The sequence below is a fragment of the Coprobacillus sp. genome, from assembly GCF_984815275.1.
The window spans coordinates 106,793-123,570 of record NZ_CFJNYH010000001.1 but is presented as its reverse complement, the minus strand read 5'-3'; the positions used below and the strand labels follow the sequence as shown (position 1 = coordinate 123,570).

Below are 16,778 nucleotides of genomic sequence, written 5' to 3'. Positions count from 1 at the left end.
AATGGAGAGTTTAAAAGTTTCAAACTTATGTAAAACATATATTGTGAATAAGCGTCAAAATAATGTTTTAAGAAATGTCAATTTAGAAATTAAGAGTGGTGAGATGGTTGCTGTTATGGGGCCATCTGGCTCAGGAAAAACAACATTATTATATACAGTTAGTGGGATGGATGAAGCCAGTGCTGGGAAAGTTGATTTCTTTGGAAAAGAGTTAACCAATCTAAAAGCCAATGAAATGAGTGATTTACGTTTACAAGAGATGGGATTTGTTTTTCAACAGATGTATATGCTGAAAAATTTATCAATTTATGATAATATAATATTACCAGCATATCAAGCATCACATGATCATAAAACATCATCGCGTCATGAAATCAAAGAGCGTGCGAATATGTTAATGCAAAAACTTGGGATTAATGATGTTGCTGATAATGCAGTGACAGAAGTTTCTGGTGGGCAATTGCAACGTGCCTGTATTTGTAGAAGTCTCATCAATCAGCCAAAGATTATCTTTGCAGATGAACCGACTGGCGCTTTAAATAAACAGAATTCTATTGATGTTATGCGTGAACTCACAAACATTAATGCAGAAGGAACAAGCATCATGCTAGTTACGCATGATATGAAAGTGGCTTCACAATGTGAACGTGTATTATATATTGAAGATGAAGATATCAGAGACGAGATTACTTTAGGAAAGTACCAAGTGACTGATGATATGCGCGCTAGAGAAAGAAAACTCAATGACTGGTTAATTAAGATGGGGTGGTAAAACATGGTAGATATTTTACTTGTCGAAGACAATCAAGAGTTAGCAAAATTAATTCAAGCCTTTCTATGTAAGGAAGGCTTTTCCTACTATTATGCATCTTCTGCTGAAGATGCCTTTGTTTGGTTGAAAGTTCATCAGCCACAGGTTATCGTTTTAGATATTATGTTACCTGGAAGTGATGGATATGCATTCTGTCAATCAGTACGTCAAACAAGTGATGTGCCTATTTTCATGATGAGTGCCAAATCAGCAAAATCAGATAAGCTTATGGGCTTTGAGTTAGGGGCAGATGACTATATGGAAAAACCAATTGATCCAGATATTTTGTGTGCCAAAATACGAGCTATTCTGACAAGGCATTCAAAAGATAAACAATCAGACCAAATCATTAATTCAGGTGCTATTCGTATTGATGTTGCTGGACATAAAGTGTATCTTAAAAATAAATTGCTAGATTTGAATGTGAAAGAATATGCATTATTGATGTTATTTATTGAAAATGCTGGAAAGACATTGCATAAAGATTATCTCTTTAATGAGATATGGGGTATGGATAGTGAAAGTGAAAATCAAACATTGACTGTGCATATTAAGATGTTAAGATCTAAGATAGAAAAAGATTCACGGAACCCACAACGTATCCAAACAGTTTGGGGTATCGGTTATCGTTATGAAGAATTATAATCGTATTATCTTTTGTTCAATTATTCTCTATCTTTTTGTCGCTGTTGTTTTAGGCAGTTTTCTTTTTCATTCTGAAAATCAGAGGAACCATTTTTATCGTGTTGAAGCCAATCGCATTCTTTCAACACTCACAGATATTCAATCTATTGAGAATATAAATTTAGATGCTTATGAGACAATTTGGAAGATAGATTTCTTGGATAAAGAAATCAGTAATCAAAATGTTGTCAAAAACTTTTTTCAAGAAGACAATGCCAATAACATTTATATCCAGCCATTTTATATTCATAATGATTTTTTAGGTTATATCAAATTTATATATAAATTGCCTGTTTTCAACATTCAAAAACTGATTCTTATTGCAGAGATATCTTTATTCATTTTAGAATTCTTTGTATTGGTTGTTCTTATATATATGAAAAAGAAATTAGTTGAGCCTTTTCAACGTTTAAGTGAATTACCAATTCAACTAGCAAAAGGTCATTTGAAAGGTCATATTAAGGAAGAGAAAAGCCGTTATTTGGGAAGATTTATGTGGGGAATGGGACAGTTAAAGGATACACTTGATGTGTCTAGACAAAGACAGATTGAACTTATGAAAGAACAAAAGAAGATGTTATTATCTCTTTCGCATGACATTAAGACACCTTTGAATCTAATAAAACTTTATAGCAAAGCATTAGAGGAAGATATTTATACAAACGAACAGGATAAAAGAAATGCAGTGCATCAAATAGGTCAAAAAAGTCAAGAAATTGAAAAGTATGTTGAAGAGATTATTCAATCTTCTCGAGAAGATATATTAGACTTACCTGTTCATAATTCTGAATTTTATCTTCAAGATCTCTTATCCAAAGTGATGAATGTTTATGCAGAACAATGTGCACTTAGACATATAGATTTAAAGCTTGGCGATTTTGAAAATCGTTTACTCAAAGGTGATATTGAAAGATGTCAGGAAGTTTTAGAAAATTTGTTTGAAAATGCTTTTAAATATGGTGATGGTCGTCGGATTGAAGTCTCTTTTTATGAAGAAGATTACTGTCAATTAATACGTTTATTTAGTTCTGGTTCAACAGTCACAGATAATGAGTTTAATCATCTTTTTGAAAGCTTTTTTAGAGGAACAAATGCAAAAGGGATGAAAGGGAGCGGACTTGGATTATATATATGTAAAGAATTAATGCAAAAGATGGATGGGACTATTTTTGCTGAAAAATGTGAGGACGGAATGGCATTTATAATGGTATTGAGATGAGTTAGTTTCTAGAATAGAGAATCTAACTTTTTCTTTCGACTTGACAGCTAATGGTTATTAGCTTACAATAAGGCTAATAAGTATTAGCCAAAGGAGAAATGATAAATGAATGAAGAATTAACAACAAAACAAAAAATCAGAGATCAAGCTTTAAATCTTTTTTCAACCAAAGGTTTTGAAAGTGTAGGTGTTGCTGAGATTGCAAGTGCTGTTGGTATCAAGGCACCATCACTTTATAAACATTATGCTAGCAAACAAATGATTTTAGAAGCCATTGTTGAAGAAATGAATAATCGTTATAACCAATATGTTGCTTCAATGCAAATGGATGGAACTCATGCTCAAAAAGATGTTCATCTCTTTTTAAATATTGATGAAGACCGTTTGGTAGAAATGGGCAAGAGTATGTTTTTGTTCTTTTTACATGATGAATATACCAGTCAATTTCGCAAACTGTTAACCATTGAACAATTTCATAATCACGACTTAGGACAAATGCTGAAGCAGCAATATATGATTGAACCTTTACTTTATCAAGAAGTCATTTTTGGACGATTAATTCATACTCAACTTTTTAAGTCTTTAGATTCACAGATAACAGCATTACACTTTTATGCACCATTACGTCTTTTGATGGAATTATGTGATGTTGAACCAGAGAAAGAACCTGAAGCGCTTGTTATGTTAGAGAGACACATTCGTCAATTTAATCATATCTATCAATCTGAAAGTAGGTCATGATATGAACGTAACAATTATTCATGGACAAAATCATCAAGAGTCATCTTATCATGCTGGACGATTTTTAGTGAATCAATTCAATGATGTAGAAGAATTACATGAGTTCTTTTTACCAGATGATTTACCCGTCTTTTGCATAGGATGTTATCGTTGTATGCATGAAGGTGAGGAATATTGTCCTCATTATCAATATTTAAAACCCATAACACAAGCGATTGAATCATCAGACTTATTAATCTTTACAACACCAGTCTACTGTTTCCATGTTTCAGCACCTATGAAGACTTTGTTAGATCATTATTTTACATGGTGGGATAGTCATCGTCCAAAAGCAACAATGTACAACAAACAAGCTGTTATTATTTCATCTGGTGCTGGAGCAGGGATGAAAAGTGCTATCCAGGATATTAAAACAAGTCTATCCCACTGGGGAATTTCAAATATAAAAATATGTGGATTTCGTTCACAAGCAATCCATTGGAGTGATGTCAATCAAAAGAATAAACACAATGTCCAACAAAAATTAATAAAGATAGCCAATTCTTTAAAACAGCCACCACATCCTCAAATCAAAACAAAAGCAATGTTTATGATCATGCGCGTTACACAATTAAAGAAATGGTCAGCTTGTCAAAAGGATTATGATTATTGGCAAGAACAGGGGTGGCTAGGTAAAAAAAGGCCATGGAAATCATATGAATAGAATACGTGTTTTGACTTCTGGAACGCTATTTCTTTTTTCTTTATATTGTTTGTTTTTTAATCATACATTACCGTTTTCATTATCTATTGAAATCTATATGATTGCTTTTATTTATTTTGCATTTTTTCCTATTAAAGATATGCTTTCTTTTGCAAATCTATCTTTATATAAAGGAAGACAATTTGAAAAGAATTATATTCCTAATCCAGAACTTCAACAGCAGGAGTTTATAAAGATGAAACGTCGCTATGACTATCGAGCTATCTCTGTTTTTCTTTTTTGGATTTTGTTTATGGCTGTACCAGGCAGTTTATATCTGTTAGGATATATTGAAAAAATATGGATATTTGTGTTTTTTGCACTTTCAAACTTTTCTGTTTTCTTTGCTATATTTGGCTGGTGTCCATTCAATTCGATTTTTATTAGGCCTGATTGTTGTATGGAATGTCGTATCTATAATTGGGATTCATTTTTTCAATACAGTTTTCTTATCTTTATTCCCAATGTCATGACAGTTACTCTTTTTATATTAGGTGTTCTTTCTCTTATTGAATGGGAAGTTACCTATGCTAAATATCCAGAGAGGTTTTATAAGATGAGTAATGCTCATTTAATATGTGAACATTGTGATTTGGATGCCTGTCGCCAACACAAAAAGAAAATGTTTCATAAAACTCTCAAAGCAGAATATGATCAAGATAAAAAGAGAAGAGATAATTAATTATATAAAAACGCATCTATGAACTGATTTCAGCGATGCGTTTTTAAATAAAAGTTATCTTTTGATTATGATTTTTGCATAATATTGATAATATTATTGAAAATATTCTTACCATTCATTAATCCGTAGTCTTTCATTGATATTTCAATAACGGGAATAGGTGAAACTCTTTTTTCTATTTGTTTTTTTGCATATTTGACTTGAGGAGCAATCAAAATAACATCAACATCTTTTGTTTCTGCTTCAATTTCATTGACACCTTTTGCCCAAATATGAATTTGAATACCTTGCTTGTTAGCTTCATCTATCATTTTATTAACAAGTAGGCTTGTAGACATAGCGGCGCTACAACATAATGCAATATTTAACATTCTCCTCACCTCACGATATTTAGTATAACCATTATATCATATGTTATTTCATAAATTGTGATTTTACTGTTTTAGTAAGAAGTCTATTTTGTCAATCATATCATATTTTTATTTTCACTTATTGAAATTTGTAAGAAAATGAAATAAATGTATTTATAATAAAGGAGAAGTTCTGTATAATATTCAGGTATTTGTAGGGGAGGGAAATATATGAAGAAAGATATGACAAATGGCAGTCCATGGAAACTCATTATTGCTTTTGGAATTCCATTGGTTATTGGAAATATTTTCCAACAGTTTTATAATATGGTAGATAGTATTATTGTTGGAAAATATGTTGGAAAGGTTGCTTTGGCAGCAGTTGGGTCAACTGGCTCATTAAACTTTATGATTATTGGATTTGGTATTGGAATTTGTAGTGGGTTTGGGATTCCCATAGCCCAGAGTTTTGGTGGCAAAAAAATCAAACAAATGAAAGAATATATTATCAATGCATTTTATCTTTGTACAATCATCACAATTGTCATGACAATTGTGACAGTATTATTGTTACCTAAGATTTTAACATGGATGCAAACACCAAGTAATATTTATGACCAAGCCTATGATTATATTGTAGTGATTTTCTTGGGTTTATTTGCAACAATGATTTACAATATGTTAGCGAGTATTTTACGTGCAATTGGGGATTCAAAAACACCATTGTATTTTTTGATTTTATCATCGGTTATTAATATTGCTTTAGATTTATATTTTATTACACAGTTGAATATGGGAGCTGCTGGTGCTGCTTATGCAACAGTCATTGCCCAGTTTATTTCGGGAATTGCTTGTTATGTTTATATGAAAAAGAAAACAGATATTCTGACTTTTGAACATGATGAAAAAAGATTTCAAAAAATTCATTGTTTGAAATTATTGCAATTAGGATTACCAATGGCTATGCAGTTTTCAATAACAGCAATTGGAAGTGTAGTCATTCAATCTGCTGTGAATACTTTAGGTTCTGATGTTGTGGCTGCTGTGACAGCCGCTATTAAAATTTCCATTATGTTAACACAGCCATTGGAGACTCTAGGCTTAACAATGGCTACATATGGTGGACAAAATCTAGGAGCCTATAAAATTGAACGTATTTTTCAAGGTTTAAAGGTAAGTTGCATTATTGGTGCTATTTATTGTGTATTTGCGTTTATCTTTGTATATTTGACATCGGATTATTTATCCTTATTATTTATAGATGCTAGTGAAACAGCTATTATAGCGGATATTAAGCAGTATCTTTTATATAATTCATCTTGTTATTATATCTTAAGTATTTTATTTATTTTAAGAAATCTATTACAAGGTTTAGGTTATAGTTTCTTGGCGATGTTCGGTGGAGTTGCTGAAATGATTGCACGATGCATTGTTGCCTTTTGCTTTGTTGGTATGCTTGGTTTTAGTGCTATCTGTTTTGCGAATCCATTGGCTTGGATTTTCGCTGATGTTGTATTTGTAGCAGGATGGTTATATAAACGAAAAGAATTAAAATTAATGGTGAATCAAAAAGATGAATTTATTGAAATGAATTCATAAATATCTCAAGAAGAGGAGGTGAGAATATGCGAAAATGTGTGATAGGAACATTAGCTCATGTCGATGCTGGAAAAACAACCCTAACAGAAAGTCTATTGTATTTAGCAGGAAGTATACGTAAATTGGGTCGCGTTGATCATGGTGATGCATTCTTGGATTATGATTCGCAGGAACGTGTTCGAGGCATTACCATCTTTTCTAAACAATCTCTATTACGATATAAAGATGTGGATATGACCTTGATTGATACACCGGGTCATGTTGATTTTTCAGCTGAAATGGAAAGAACATTACAAATCTTAGATTATGCAATCATTGTAATTAGTGGTTTAGATGGTGTTCAAGCACATACAGAAACCATTTGGAATCTCTTAAACGCATATCATATCCCAACTTTCTTATTTATTAATAAAATGGATATTTCACATTATGAAAAAAGTGATTTAATGAAAGATTTAAAAGAGAAGTTGGATGAAAGATGTGTTGATTTGACTTCGCAAGATGATTTTTATGAGGATATTGCGTTATGTGATGATATGCTTTTAGACTATTATCTTGAACATCAAACATTAACAAATTCAATGATTCAAGATGCTGTTGAAAATAGAAAAGTTTTTCCTTGTTTTTTTGGTTCAGCTTTAAAAATGAAAGAAGTTGATTCTTTTTTAGAAGCTCTCACTCTTTATACAAAAGAAAAAAGGTATCCAGATGAATTTGGTGCAAAAGTCTATAAGATTACAAGAGATGAACAAGGACAACGCTTAACACATTTAAAAATAACTGGTGGGATTCTGCATGTAAAGGCTCAGTTGGGTGAGCATAAGGTCGATCAAATTCGAAAGTATTCTGGTTATAAATATACAGTAGAAAATACTGTTTATGCTGGTGATATATGTGCAGTCAAAGGTTTAAAAACAATTCAAGCTGGTGATGGATTGGGATTTGAAGACAATGCTTTACAACCTCATCTGACTCCTTATATGAATTATCGGATTGTCTTGCCATCAGATTGTGACCGTTTTGAAGCCATTTCTCAGATACGTCAATTATCAGAAGAAGATCCCCAACTACATATGACATATCATGAAGACACACAAGATCTGACAGTGCAATTTATGGGTGAGATTCAAATTGATGTTTTAAAGAAAATGATTGAAGAAAGATTTCATCTTCATGTTGAATTTGATCAGGGACGGATTATTTATAAAGAAACAATCTTGGAAACAGTCGAAGGAATTGGTCATTTTGAACCGTTACGTCATTATGCAGAAGTTCATCTTTTATTAGAACCTGCTCAGCGAGGAAGTGGATTGCAATTTTCAATCAATTGTTCAGAAGATATGCTAGATAAACATTGGCAAAGATTAATTTTGACACATCTTGAAGAAAAGGAACACATTGGCGTTCTTGCTGGTTTTCCTATCACAGATATGAAAGTCACATTGTTGGCAGGTAAAGCTCATCAAAAACATACTGAAGGTGGAGATTTTAGACAGGCAACTTATCGTGCTTTAAGACAAGGGTTGAAAACAGCTCGTTGCCAATTATTAGAGCCTTATTATCAATTTCGCTTGGATATCCCCTCTGCTTATTTAAGCAAAGCTATTTATGATATAGAATCTATGAATGGTGAATTTATCTTGCCAGCAACAACAGGTCAAAATATTGTGATAGAAGGAAAAGCACCTGTTGCAAAGATGAAAGATTATCAATTAGCAGTTACACAATATACCAAAGGAAAAGGTCGTTTGTATTGTTTTCTTAAAGGTTATGAACCTTGTCTAAACCAAGATGAAGTGATTCATCAAATTCAATATGATAGTGAAAAGGATATGAATAATCCAACTGGATCTGTTTTTTGCTCACATGGGGCTGGTTTTTATGTGAAATGGAATGAAGTTAAAAATTATATGCATATAGATTTTCAATATCAACCTCAAGTTTCTCAAGAATATCAAAAAGAAATTTATTCATCTTCTCTTGATGGTGACGAAGAATTAGAAGCCATCTTTACACGAACATATGGAGAAATGAAACGTTATACATTTCATGATTTTCAATCTGACTCAAAAGAATATATGCCTTCAATGACTTCACAACCAAAATCTGAATGCTTGTTAGTAGATGGCTATAATATTATTCATGCATGGCCTGAATTAAAGGCATTAGCTGTGGATAATTTGGAAGGAGCAAGATTTCGTTTACTGGATATGATGTGTAATTATCAAGGCTATAAGAAGTGTTTGTTGATTGTTGTATTTGATGCATATAAAGTCAAACAAAATCTAGGAACAAGTGAACAATATCATAATATTCATGTTGTTTATACAAAAGAGTCTCAAACCGCAGATATGTATATAGAACGTGTCACACATGAAATGGCTAGTCAATATCATATGACTGTAGCAACTTCTGATGCCTTAGAACAACTCATTATAACTGGTGCAGGAGCTTATCGGATGTCAGCACGTGAATTAAAACAAGATTTGGAAAGATTAAATCGAGAGAAACAATCCAATTATTCTTCTCAACAGCCAAAAAGTCATAATTATCTTTTAGAAGATATTCGTAATTTTAAAAATGAGTAAATATAAAGTTTATATAAATATTATGTTAAGAATATGTAAAGTGTATATACTTCAAATAAAGAGTGTACTATAATATCTTAAATTTGGAGGGCTTTAATAATGGAAAATACACATGCATATCAAACACATGGTTTAAATACAAATGAAGTTCAAGAAAGAAAAGATGCTGGAAAACAAAATGGCATAAGTCAACCAGCTAGTAAAACTTATTATCAAATATTAAAAGATAATATTTTTACACTTTTTAATCTCTTGAACTTTTTCATCTTTGTTGCATTAATGATGGTTGAAGCATGGTCAAATCTTGTGTTCATGGCTATTATTATAGCGAATGCTGGGATTGGAATTTTACAAGAAATGAATGCGAAAAGACTGGTTGATAAACTTTCTATTTTGACCAAGCCAACTATCCATGTTATGCGTGATGGGCATAAGCAGGTGGTTGATATTCAAGATATTGTTTTAGATGATTTGTTAATTCTAGAAAGTGGAGATCAGGTATGTAATGATGCAGTTGTTGTCTTTGGAAGTATAGAAGCAAATGAGTCTTTATTAACTGGTGAATCTGATCCAATCCATAAGCATCAGGATGCTCATCTTTTATCAGGAAGTAGTGTTATATCTGGGAAATGTTATGCAAGGGTTGAAAAGGTTGGTAAAGATAATTATGCAACAACACTCATTCAACAAGCACAAGTGTCCAAAGAACAAAATTCTGAATTAATGGATTCTATGAATCGTGTGACACGAATAACCACTTTTATGATTATCCCTTTAGGAATTATTCTTTTTATAGAGGCATTGTGGTTACGTGATGATACATTATTGACAGCAGTTGTTTCTTCTTCAGCTGCATTGCTTGGAATGTTGCCAAAAGGACTGGTATTGCTGACGAGTGTTTCATTAGCAAATGGTGTTACGCGATTGGCTAAACGTCAAGTTCTTGTACAGGATTTATATTCTTTAGAAACATTATCGCATGTAGATGTTCTATGTTTAGACAAAACAGGAACGATTACTGATGGTCAGATGAAAGTTGAACATATGTTTACATATGGTGTTATCGCACATTTACCAAATAAAGAAATAATGGGATCTTATTTACGTTTTAGTGATGATAATAATGTTACGTTTCAAGCGATGGATCGTTATTTTCAAAAAAATCAAATCTTAAATCCTATTCAAAAAATTCCTTTTTCATCATTACGTAAATGGAGTGCAATTGAATTTGAAAGTTTTGGAACAGTTGTTGTTGGTGCAGCTGAAAAAATAATGATGAAAGATTTTCCTATTGAAATCAATGAATATATTCAACAAGGTATGCGAGCAATTGCAGTTGGTTTTACTAAAGAGAGTGTTTTTGATGATCAGCCTTTGCCAGAACTCCAGCCTTTAATGGTCTTGATTTTATCAGATAATATGAGAAAAAACACGAAAGAAACATTAGATTACTTCCATGAAGAAGGTATTGATACAAAGATTATTTCAGGTGATCATGTTGAAACAGTTGCTGCTATTGCTAAAAAAGCAGGAGTTAAAAATCATGAAAAATTTATTGATATGTCAACTGTTTCAGATGATGAAATCGGTACAGTTGTTGAAGAATATACAATCTTTGGAAGGGTTACACCTTTTCAAAAGAAGCGTATTGTAGAGGAACTGCAAAAGGTTGGTCATCATGTGGCTATGACTGGTGATGGAGTGAATGATTTATTAGCTCTCAAAGCAGCAGATTGTTCTATAGCTATCGCAGATGGGAGTGATGCTTCTAAACAAATTTCCCAAGTTGTTTTACTAAATAATGATTTTACATGTTTACCAGATGTTCTTTTAGAAGGCCGTAAGGTTGTGAATAATGTGACACGTGTTGCAGGTGTTTTCTTTATCAAAACAATTTATACAATTCTTTTATCAATCATTTGTGTCTTCACAAATACACCTTTTCCTTTTATACCATTGCAGATTACTCTCATCGATTTATTCATTGAAGCAATGCCTTCTTTCTTGACAATGTTTGAATCGGATACAAGAAAAATTGAAGGAGCATTCTTACCACAAGTCTTTACAAAGGCTTTACCAAATGGTATAAGTATAATCATTTGTTTTATGCTTGTCATGATGTTTTATCCAAGCTTCTCATTTGATGACTTAGAAGCTATAACAATTATGTATATTGTCTTGGGAGTTATTAGTATGGTTGCAGTCATTCGTTCATGCATTCCATTTACCAATTTAAGAGTCATTGTATGTACTCTTATGATTTTAGGTTTTATAAGTGCAATTATTTTGGGAGCAGGACATCTCAATCTTGCAGCCATAACACAGCGCATAGGGATTTACGCTATCGGTGTTAGTTTTATTGGTTTGGTTATTGAAAGGCTTTTATATTCATATATTAAGAAGAATCAAACACCGCTTCAGGCTATCCCATATATATTGAAATAACTTAGCATTTTTGCTAAGTTTTTTTGTTTTTATGTTGATACAATAAGATTGTAGAATAATGTTGCTTATGATATAATAATGTCGCTTTTAAGCACAATGGAAATATAAGGGAATTTGTTTTTTTGTTCAAAGAAAGGATGTTTTTTCAATTAATAGATTATTGAAAAACTTTTTTATGTGTGTGAATGATGAAAAATATTTTTATAACTGGAGATCGCCAAATTGGAAAGTCAACATTAATAAGTCACATTTTATCTGAGTGTCAAAAGGAATATGTAGGTTATCGGACACTTCCTGATCAAAAAGTATCGATGGGTTATACATATGTGATGCAAGATATGACAACGCAAGAGACAATGCCTATATCCTTTTATAATGGAAAAAGGATGATGGGGATACCTGAAACTTTTTCTGATTTAGGTGTCAGGTGTTTAAAACATGCTTTAAAATCTTCATGTGAAATCGTTGTCCTTGATGAATTAGGACGTTTTGAACAGGAAAATCTAGATTTTATTGAATCTGTTTATGATTTATTAGATAGTGAAAAATGGGTGATTGCTGTTCTTAAAAATGAACCTATTTCTTATCTTTTACAGATGAAACAAAGAGAAGATTGTCAGTTATATGATTTGAATACTCTTTCATTTGAACAAGCAGAACAAATGATTATTTCTGAAATAAAAATGAAGGGAGAAGAGGATGAATAAGAGATTATTCAAAAAGTTAGTCAGTTTGTTAATATGTATAGCAGTGTTTATATCTTTAATGGGGTGTTCTTCCAATCAAGATGCTAAGCAATCACAAATTGAGTTAATAGATCAAGCTGGAAGAACAGTCACTTTAGAGCAGCCAGCTCAAAAAATTGTGAGTTGTTACTATATTACAACATATGCAACTTTGTCTTTGGGTATCAGTGATAGACTTGTCGGAATTGAAAAGAAAGCAAATTCTAGACCAATTTATAAAATGGCTAATGGGAAATTACTGGATTTAAAACAAGTGGGAAGTTTAAAGGAATTGAATATAGAAGCTATTGCTGAATTGAAACCTGATTTGGTTTTGATGCCATTAAAATTAAAAGAGAAAGCTCAAATATTAACGGACTTAGGCATTCAGGTTTTGATTGTGAATCCTGAAACACATGAACAATTGGTAGAAATGTTAAAACTGATTGGAAAAGCATGTGGAGTAGAAGAAAAAGCGAAACAATTAACTGATTATTATCAGACACAAATTGATAAAATGACAAAGACATCTCATCAAAAGACCCAAAGTGTTTATATGGGAAGCAATTCTGCTTATTTAGAAACAGCACCTGCAACAATGTATCAAAGTACTTTAATTGAAACAGCAGGTGGAAAGAATGTTGCCGAAGAATTAGAAGGAAATTATTGGACACAAGTTTCTTATGAAACATTATTAAAAATGAATCCTGATATGATTGTCATTCCATCAGCAGCAAATTATTCTGTTGAAGATATCATGAATGATTCACAATTGAAATCATTAAAAGCGATTCAAGAGGAAAATGTTTTTCAAATGCCAAAAGGAATTGAAGAGTGGGATTCACCAATTCCTTCAGGGGTATTAGGAACAATGTGGTTATATAGTTTGTTGCATAATGAGATTTATTCATATGATGCATTTATCAAAGATGTTCAAGATTTCTATAAGACTTTTTATGGTTTTGATATTGATGAAAGTTTATTAAAGAACTCATGAAATCAAAACGTTTATTATTTTTGATGATGGCTTTGTTGTTGATAACTTTTTGTCTTTCTTTAACAGTTGGAAGTTATTCTTTATCATTATCTGAAATTGGCTGTTTGTTTGTTGGTCAATCAAATGATGTGATAGCACAACAAGTTTTCTTTCACTTGCGTATTCCACGTATTGTGATGGGAGTATTGGCAGGACTTGTTTTAGGTGTTGCTGGGGGTGTTTATCAGTTTATCTTTAGGAATCCTTTGGCTTCCCCTGATTTGACAGGGGTTGCTTCAGGAGCAAGTTTTGGTGCTGCTTTGATGATTGTTGTAGGCATGAACAGTGCAATAGAGATGATGTTTGGAGCTTTTGTTATGGGGATTGTTTCTCTTTTCTTTGTTATGTTCCTTGTCAAAATAACTGGGGTTCAACGCGCAACGACTTATATTCTTGCTGGCATTGTCATATCAGCTTTGGCAGATGCTGGAATCATGATCTTTAAGTATATGGCTGATCCTATAAGTGAATTAGCAACGATAGAGTTTTGGACTATGGGCAGTTTAGCATCTATGACTTTGAGTAAGATGGTGATTGCACTTATGAGTATTGTCATTCCACTTGCTTTTATTTTATTATGTCGCCGTCAAATTGTGATGTTGTCATTGGGAGATGAAAATGCAAGATACTTAGGTCTCAATGCGAGTTTATTAAGAATGATTGTCCTTTTGTTAACAACATGGATGGTTGCCTCAATTGTTTCTATTACAGGAGTCATTTCTTTTGTGGGATTGATTGCTCCACACATCGCTTATCTGATTTTACATAAGCGTACAGAACATTTTTTACTGATGAGTGGTTGTATTGGTGCCTTGATTGTTATAGTCGGTGATATGCTTTCAAGGAGTCTTGTCTCAGGGGCTGAATTACCATTAAGTATTCTCACTATTTTCTTTGCAGTCCCAGTACTTATTTTTTTGATGTGGAGACAGCGAGGTCAAATTCTATGAATGGATTATTAGAAGTGAAAAACTTATCAGTTTCTTATCAGCAAAAGGTTGTGGCTGATGTATCAATAACTATACATTCTCAAGAAATTGTAGGACTCATTGGACAAAATGGTTGTGGGAAATCAACATTACTCAAAGGTATTATAGGTGGTTTTGTTTCAACACAGGGACAAGTCTATGTAAACGGACAGGACTACTTTGCAATGAATATAAAAAAACGTGCTCAAAACATAGCGATGATGACACAAAGATGTGAAGTGATGGAAGGCTTCACAGTTAGTGAAATGATTGAACTTGGTGGGTATGCATCTTCTCGTTTTTTTGATTCTCACATTGATGAAGAACAGATTATGCAGATTGCTAAAGAGTTTCAAATTGCTGATTTATTAGATAAAGACTATACAAAGTTAAGTGAAGGACAAAAGCAATTGGTTCAATTAGCAAGATTAACAAGACAAAATACGTCAGTTCTTTTGTTAGATGAACCAGATAGTGCTTTAGATTTTGAGAATCGTCATCGTATCTTCCAAATGATTCAAAAGATGATTAAAAAACAAGAAAAAACGGGTTTCATAGTTTTACATGATCCACTTTATGCTTTTATGTATTGTGATCGGATTTTATTAATGAAAGATGGGAGAATCATTGATGAAATCATACCACAACAAGAAACATGTGAAATAATGACGCAAAAGATGCAGAATCTTTATCCTCGAATGATTATTCAAAAGGATCAAAACTATCAACAATTTTATTGTTTAACAAAATAAGAAAGGGTTTATATATATGAAAACAAATACAAATCAAGAGAATTCAACGCCTTATGATTTTGAAGGAAAACTTCCTTTAAAACAGGCTATACCATTAGGTTTACAACATGTGCTTGCGATGTTTGTTGGAAATCTAACACCAATTTTAATTATTACAAGTGCTTGTGCAGCTATGAGTGATGCTGAGCAATTTGCAGCTATTCAAGTTTCATTATTACAAAATGCAATGTTAATTGCTGGAGTTGTGACTTTAATCCAATTGTTTGCGATTGGACCAGTAGGTGGAAAGGTTCCAATTATTATGGGAACAAGTTCTGGTTTTATTGGGGTTTTTCAAAGTGTTGCGAAAGTCATGGGTGGAGGTATCTTAGGATATGCTGCTATTATGGGAGCATCTATCATTGGTGGCTTATTTGAAGGTGTTTTAGGCTTTTTATTAAAGCCACTTCGTCGTTTTTTTCCTGCTGTTGTGACAGGGACTGTCGTTTTATCAATTGGGCTTTCTTTAATTAGTGTTGGGGTTGGTTCTTTTGGTGGAGGAAGTAATGCAAAAGATTATGGTTCTATTGAAAACTTATTGGTTGCTTTAGCAGTTTTAGTGATTATCTTGGTTTTAAAACATGCGACAAAAGGAATGATGAGTTCTTCATGTATCTTAATTGGCATTATTTGTGGTTATATCATTTGTAGTTTGATGCCAATGTTTTTATCTACAACTGGTGTCAGTGCAGAGGGAACTGAATTTGTGAAATCATGGGTGATTAATTGGGATGCTGTTGCACAAGCAAAATGGTTTGCCATTCCAGAATTCATGCCAGTCACTCCAGTTTTTGATTTACGTGCGATTTTACCTGTATTGATTATGTTTATTGTCACTGCAGTAGAAACTGTTGGTGATATTTCTGGTGTTATTGAAGGTGGTATGGGACGTGAAGCAACAGATGAGGAATTATCTGGAGGTGTCATTTGTGATGGACTTGGTTCAAGCTTAGCAGCTGTTTTTGGTGTTTTACCAAATACTTCATTTAGTCAAAATGTTGGTTTAGTAACAATGACAAAGATTGTAAATCGCTTTGCACTTGCTTGTGGGGCTATTTTCTTAATCTTATGTGGGTTATTTCCTAAATTAGCTGCATTAATTTCAATTATGCCACAAAGTGTATTGGGTGGAGCAGCAGTTATTATGTTCTCATCTATTGTGATGAGTGGTATTCAATTAATTACCAAAGAACCATTGAATGCTCGTCGTATGACAATTGTCTCAGTTGCTTTAGGGTTAGGTTATGGATTAGGTGCGAATAGTGCTGTTTTAGCTGGTTTACCAGAAGCTGTTCAAATGATCTTTGGTGGATCTGGAATTGTTCCAGCAGCATTAGTTGCAATTATTTTAAATATTTGTTTACCAGAAGAAAAGGATGTTAAAGAAGTATAACGTG

General features: G+C 32.6%; 15 protein-coding genes. 14 read left to right on the top strand and 1 reads right to left on the bottom strand.

All coding sequences use genetic code 11. The features are described 5' to 3' along the window. Nucleotide 1: 1 nt before the first annotated feature. The 6 genes from AC5M21_RS00655 (at nucleotide 2) to AC5M21_RS00630 (ending at nucleotide 4,879) form a co-directional block, all read left to right on the top strand. A complete protein-coding gene (locus tag AC5M21_RS00655; RefSeq protein ID WP_008788718.1) occupies nucleotides 2-772 on the top strand; it encodes an ABC transporter ATP-binding protein in 771 nt (256 codons plus the stop codon). Between the two features lie 3 nt (nucleotides 773-775). Next, complete coding sequence (locus AC5M21_RS00650) at nucleotides 776-1,456, top strand: response regulator transcription factor (protein WP_008788719.1); 681 nt, start codon at nucleotides 776-778, stop codon at nucleotides 1,454-1,456. Further along, nucleotides 1,443-2,714, top strand: coding sequence for a sensor histidine kinase (locus tag AC5M21_RS00645; protein WP_008788720.1), 1,272 nt, complete (start codon nucleotides 1,443-1,445; stop codon nucleotides 2,712-2,714). The genes AC5M21_RS00650 and AC5M21_RS00645 overlap by 14 nt, the downstream gene beginning before the upstream one ends. Nucleotides 2,715-2,819: 105 nt before the next feature. Next, on the top strand, nucleotides 2,820-3,455 hold the full coding sequence (locus tag AC5M21_RS00640) for a TetR/AcrR family transcriptional regulator (protein WP_008788721.1): 636 nt from the start codon (nucleotides 2,820-2,822) through the stop codon (nucleotides 3,453-3,455). Between the two features lies 1 nt (nucleotide 3,456). Next, nucleotides 3,457-4,158, top strand: a complete 702-nt coding sequence (locus AC5M21_RS00635) for a flavodoxin family protein (protein ID WP_008788722.1) — start codon at nucleotides 3,457-3,459, stop codon at nucleotides 4,156-4,158. Next, nucleotides 4,151-4,879, top strand: a complete 729-nt coding sequence (locus tag AC5M21_RS00630; protein WP_008788723.1) for a hypothetical protein — start codon at nucleotides 4,151-4,153, stop codon at nucleotides 4,877-4,879. Before AC5M21_RS00635 ends, AC5M21_RS00630 begins: the two co-directional genes overlap by 8 nt. Nucleotides 4,880-4,944: 65 nt before the next feature. On the opposite strand, the gene AC5M21_RS00625 is transcribed toward AC5M21_RS00630, so the two are convergent. Next, complete coding sequence (locus AC5M21_RS00625) at nucleotides 4,945-5,250, bottom strand: PTS sugar transporter subunit IIB (protein WP_008788724.1); 306 nt, start codon at nucleotides 5,248-5,250, stop codon at nucleotides 4,945-4,947. Nucleotides 5,251-5,460: 210 nt separating this feature from the next. On the opposite strand from AC5M21_RS00625, the gene AC5M21_RS00620 reads away from it, so the two are divergent. From AC5M21_RS00620 to AC5M21_RS00585, 8 genes are all read left to right on the top strand, one after another. After that, on the top strand, nucleotides 5,461-6,828 hold the full coding sequence (locus AC5M21_RS00620) for an MATE family efflux transporter (protein ID WP_008788725.1): 1,368 nt from the start codon (nucleotides 5,461-5,463) through the stop codon (nucleotides 6,826-6,828). Between the two features lie 26 nt (nucleotides 6,829-6,854). Beyond that, nucleotides 6,855-9,416, top strand: a complete 2,562-nt coding sequence (locus AC5M21_RS00615; protein WP_017144235.1) for a translation factor GTPase family protein — start codon at nucleotides 6,855-6,857, stop codon at nucleotides 9,414-9,416. Between the two features lie 99 nt (nucleotides 9,417-9,515). Beyond that, entirely contained in the window at nucleotides 9,516-11,861 is a 2,346-nt protein-coding gene (locus tag AC5M21_RS00610) for an HAD-IC family P-type ATPase (protein ID WP_117598975.1), read from the top strand. Nucleotides 11,862-12,049: 188 nt separating this feature from the next. Then, a complete protein-coding gene (locus tag AC5M21_RS00605; RefSeq protein WP_117598976.1) occupies nucleotides 12,050-12,568 on the top strand; it encodes a nucleoside-triphosphatase in 519 nt (172 codons plus the stop codon). Continuing rightward, entirely contained in the window at nucleotides 12,561-13,583 is a 1,023-nt protein-coding gene (locus AC5M21_RS00600; RefSeq protein WP_117598977.1) for an ABC transporter substrate-binding protein, read from the top strand. Before AC5M21_RS00605 ends, AC5M21_RS00600 begins: the two co-directional genes overlap by 8 nt. Continuing rightward, complete coding sequence (locus tag AC5M21_RS00595) at nucleotides 13,580-14,572, top strand: FecCD family ABC transporter permease (protein WP_117598978.1); 993 nt, start codon at nucleotides 13,580-13,582, stop codon at nucleotides 14,570-14,572. Before AC5M21_RS00600 ends, AC5M21_RS00595 begins: the two co-directional genes overlap by 4 nt. Next, on the top strand, nucleotides 14,569-15,342 hold the full coding sequence (locus tag AC5M21_RS00590) for an ABC transporter ATP-binding protein (RefSeq protein ID WP_117598979.1): 774 nt from the start codon (nucleotides 14,569-14,571) through the stop codon (nucleotides 15,340-15,342). Before AC5M21_RS00595 ends, AC5M21_RS00590 begins: the two co-directional genes overlap by 4 nt. A gap of 16 nt (nucleotides 15,343-15,358) precedes the next feature. After that, complete coding sequence (locus AC5M21_RS00585; protein WP_117598980.1) at nucleotides 15,359-16,774, top strand: uracil-xanthine permease family protein; 1,416 nt, start codon at nucleotides 15,359-15,361, stop codon at nucleotides 16,772-16,774. The last annotated feature ends 4 nt before the right edge of the window (nucleotides 16,775-16,778 follow it).